The 4,471-nt window shown below is 76.7% G+C and carries 2 protein-coding genes; both read left to right on the plus strand.

All coding sequences use genetic code 11. The features are described 5' to 3' along the window. The first annotated feature begins 167 nt into the window (after nt 1-167). Nucleotides 168-2,633 (plus strand): [protein-PII] uridylyltransferase, encoded by a 2,466-nt coding sequence (locus ACFV4G_RS24595; RefSeq protein WP_380443849.1) that lies wholly within the window; start codon nt 168-170, stop codon nt 2,631-2,633. Between the two features lie 134 nt (nt 2,634-2,767). Then, nucleotides 2,768-4,333 (plus strand): signal recognition particle protein, encoded by a 1,566-nt coding sequence (gene ffh / locus ACFV4G_RS24600; protein WP_380443916.1) that lies wholly within the window; start codon nt 2,768-2,770, stop codon nt 4,331-4,333. The last annotated feature ends 138 nt before the right edge of the window (nt 4,334-4,471 follow it).

The following is a 4,471-nucleotide window of genomic DNA, read 5'->3' on the forward strand; positions in this document are numbered from 1 at the left end:
GGGGGGGGCCGCCCCGGGGGGGGGCGCCGCGGGGGGGTTGTGTGCCGTGCCGCCCGGGGGGGGGCCGGGGGCCCCGGGGGGGGGGGGGCCCCGGCCCGGCGGCGCATCGGCACCCGGCCCGCCCGCCGGCGCCACCCCGCACAACCGCCCGACGGACGGGACCCCGCATGACCACCGAGACCAGTCCTTCCGATTCCGGTCCCGCCGGCTACGGAGCGGCCAGAGCCGCGCTGCTCGCCGGCCCCGGCCCGGCCGGCCGCGAACGCCGCGCCGCGCTCGCCCGGCTCACCGACGACTGGCTGGCGGGCCTGCTCGCGTCCGCCGGTGCCCCCGCCGGCGTCGCCCTGGTCGCCGTCGGCGGCTACGGGCGCGGCGAACTCTCCCCGCGCAGCGACCTCGACGTCCTCCTGCTGCACTCCGGCCGGATCGACCGGGAGCTGCCCGAGCGGATCTGGTACCCCGTGTGGGACGCGGGGGCCTCCCTCGACCACTCGGTGCGCACCGTCGCCGAGGCGCGGTCCGTCGCCGCCGCCGACCTCAAGGCGCAGCTCGGCCTGCTGGACGCCCGCCACGTCGCCGGGGACGAGTCGCTGACCGCGGCCCTGCGCTCCGCCGTCCTCGGCGACTGGCGGGCCGGCGCCCCGGCCCGGCTGCCCGAGCTGCGCGAGCTCGGCCGGGAGCGGGCCGAGCGGCACGGCGAGCTGTCGTTCCTGCTGGAGCCCGACCTCAAGGAGGCCCGGGGCGGCCTGCGCGACGTCGTCGCGCTCAACGCGGTCGCCGCGACCTGGCTCGCCGACGCCCCGCGCGACGGCCTCGACGACGCCGCGCTGCGGCTGGCCGACGTCCGCGACGCGCTGCACCTGGCCACCGGCCGGGCCACCGAGCGGCTCAGCCTCCAGGACCAGGACCAGGTCGCCGAGCGGCTCGGCGTGCTGGACGCCGACGCGCTGCTGCGCCAGGTCTACGAGGCCGCCCGGACCATCGCCTACGCGAGCGACGTCACCTGGCGGGCGGTGGACCGGGTGCTCGCCGCCCGGTCCGGCCGGGGCCGACGGCCGGGGCGGCTGGCCTTCCCGTTCGGCGGCGCCGGGCGCGGTTCGGGCGCGGTGGCGCGCGGCGCGGTCGAGCGCCGCCCGCTCGCCGAGGGCGTCGTCGAGCAGGACGGCGAGGCGGTGCTCGCGCAGGGCGCCCGCCCGGCCGCAGACCCCGTCCTGCCGCTGCGTGCCGCGGCCGCGGCCGCGCAGAACGGGCTCACCGTCTCGTACGCGACGGTCCGCAGGCTCGCCGCCGAGTGCCGCCCGCTGCCGGTGCCCTGGCCCGACGAGGCGCGCGAGCAGCTGGTCACGCTGCTCGGCGCCGGCGAGGCGGCCGTGCCGGTGTGGGAGGCGCTGGAGGCCGAGGGCGTGGTCACCCGGCTGCTGCCGGACTGGGAGCGGGTCCGCTGCCGCCCCCAGCGCAACGCGGTGCACCGGTGGACGGTGGACCGCCACCTCGTCGAGACGGCGGTGCGGGCCGCCGCGATGACCCGCCGGGTGGCCCGGCCCGACCTGCTGCTGGTCGCCGCGCTGCTGCACGACATCGGCAAGGGCTGGCCCGGTGACCACAGCGAGGCCGGCGAGGTGATCGTGCGCGACGTCGCCGTCCGGATGGGCTTCGACCCCGAGGACACCGAGACCCTCGCGGTGCTGGTCCGCCACCACCTGACCCTGGTCGACACCGCCACCCGGCGGGACCCGGACGACCCGGCCACCGTCGAGGCGATCACCAAGGTGGTCACCACCCTGCCGCGCCTGGAACTGCTGCACGCGCTCACCGAGGCGGACGCGCTGGCCACCGGCCCGGCGGCGTGGAGCACCTGGCGCGCCTCGCTGGTGGACGGCCTGGTGGCGCGGGCCGCCGCCCAGCTGTCCGGGGGACCGGCGGCGCCGGCCGAGGCGGCGCCGACGGCCGAGCAGGAGCGGCTCGCCGTCGAGGCCGCGCGCACCGACGCCCCGGCGCTGGCGCTCCAGGCCCAGGCGGAGACGGCGGGCCCGCCTGCGGCGCAGCCGCCCCTCACGACCCCGCCGGAGCCGATGGGCGTGGAGCTGACGCTGGCCGTCCCGGACCGGCCCGGGCTGCTCGGCACGGTCGCGGGGGTGCTCGCGCTGCACCGGCTGACCGTCCGCTCGGCGGGCCTGCGCGAGCTGGACCCGATCGGCGCGGGCCCGGTCCTGCTGCTCTCCTGGCGGGTGGCGGCCGAGTACGGCGAGCTGCCGGAGGCCGCCCGGCTGCGCGCGGACCTGCGCCGGGCGCTGGACGGCTCGCTGGACGTCGCCCGTCGGCTCGCCGAGCGGGACGCGGCGGCCCCGCGGCGCCGGGGCATCCCGACCCCGCCGCCGCTGGTCACGGTCGCGCCCGCGGTGGCCTCGGCGACGGCGACCGTCCTGGAGGTCCGCGCGCACGACGCCCCCGGGCTGCTGCACCGGATCGGCCGGGCGCTGGACGAGGCCGGCGTCCGGGTGCGCACCGCGCACGTCTCCACGCTCGGCGCGGACGCCGTCGACTCCTTCTACCTGACCGACGGGGAGGGCCGCCCGCTGGCCGCCCAGCGGGCCGGGGAGGTGGCGGCCGCGGTCCGCGCGGCACTGGGCTGAACGGGGTCGCGGGCCCGGTGGAAAGGGGCCGCGGACCCGGTCCGTACGGGGGTGGAGACCGTACCCGGGGTGGCCGGATACCCTTGGGGGCGACGACCGTACCGATACCGATGCCGCAGAGGACCCGCGACGACGTGTTCGACACCCTTTCCGATCGCCTCGCAGCGACGTTCAAGAACCTCCGTGGCAAGGGCCGCCTCAGCGAGGCGGACATCGACGCCACCGCCCGCGAGATCCGCATCGCGCTGCTGGAGGCGGACGTCGCGCTGCCGGTCGTCCGGGCCTTCATCAAGCAGGTCAAGGACCGGGCGCTCGGTGCCGAGGTCTCGGGCGCGCTGAACCCGGCGCAGCAGATCATCAAGATCGTCAACGAGGAGCTCATCGCGATCCTCGGCGGCGAGACCCGTCGGGTGCGGTTCGCGAAGAACGGCCCCACGGTGATCATGCTCGCCGGTCTGCAGGGTGCCGGTAAGACCACCCTCGCGGGCAAGCTCGGCCACTGGCTGAAGAAGCAGAAGCACACCCCGCTGCTGGTCGCCTGCGACCTCCAGCGCCCCAACGCGGTCAACCAGCTCCAGGTGGTCGCCGAGCGCGCCGGCGTGGCCTTCTACGGCCCGCAGCCGGGCAACGGCGTCGGCGACCCGGTGCAGGTGGCCAAGGACTCGATCGAGTACGCCAAGCAGAAGCAGTACGACGTCGTCGTCGTCGACACCGCCGGCCGCCTCGGCATCGACGCCGAGCTGATGCAGCAGGCCGCGGACATCCGCGCCGCGGTCGAGCCGGACGAGGTCCTGTTCGTCGTCGACGCGATGATCGGCCAGGACGCGGTCACCACCGCGCAGGCCTTCCTCGACGGCGTCGACTTCACCGGTGTCGTGCTCTCCAAGCTCGACGGCGACGCCCGCGGCGGTGCCGCCCTGTCGGTCGCGCACGTCACCGGCCGGCAGATCATGTTCGCCTCGAACGGCGAGAAGGTCGACGACTTCGACGCCTTCCACCCGGACCGGATGGCCTCGCGCATCCTCGGCATGGGTGACGTCCTCTCGCTGATCGAGAAGGCCGAGCAGACCTTCTCGCAGGCCGAGGCCGAGAAGATCGCCGCCAAGCTGCGCGGCGGCCCGAAGGCCTTCACGCTGGACGACTTCCTGTCCCAGCTGGAGCAGGTCCAGAAGATGGGCTCGATCTCCAAGCTGCTCGGCATGCTGCCCGGCATGGGCCAGATCCGCGAGCAGATCAACAACATCGACGACAAGGACGTCAACCGCGTCGGCGCGATCATCAAGTCGATGACGCCGGCCGAGCGCGCCGAGCCGGAGCTGATCAACGGCTCCCGCCGGGCCCGCATCGCCAAGGGTTCGGGCGTCCAGGTCGGCGAGGTCAAGAACCTGGTCGAGCGGTTCTTCGACGCCCGCAAGATGATGTCCGCGATGGCCTCCGGCAAGGGCATGCCCGGCATGCCGGGGATCCCGGGCATGGGCGGCGGCGCGAAGAAGTCCGCGAAGAAGGCCCCGCAGGCCAAGGGCAAGCGCAAGAGCGGCAACCCGCTGAAGCGCGCGCAGGAGGAGGCGGCCGCCGCCGAGCGGCGCGCACTCGGCCCGGGCGGCGCCCAGGCCCCGGCCGACGGCGGGGCGTTCGGCCTCGGCGCGGGCAAGGGACCGGCCGACTTCGAGCTCCCCAAGGAGTTCAAGGACCTGCTGTAGGCATCCGGGCGGTCCGGTGCCCGTCGGCCCGGCCGGGGCCCGTCGGCCCGCCACCGTCCCCGCCGTCGTCACCGATCGCCCCCGGCTCCGCGGTAAACGGGCGGGCGGCCCGTCGCGCGGGCGGTCTTGCGGGGGGGC

This window comes from Kitasatospora sp. NPDC059747 (assembly GCF_042732955.1).
Classification (GTDB): Bacteria; Actinomycetota; Actinomycetes; order Streptomycetales; family Streptomycetaceae; genus Kitasatospora.

What these genes read in the sequence shown, in the direction of transcription:
- ACFV4G_RS24595 (WP_380443849.1), top strand. Translation starts at nt 168, where the DNA reads ATGACCACCGAGACCAGTCCTTCCGATTCCGGTCCCGCCGGCTACGGA.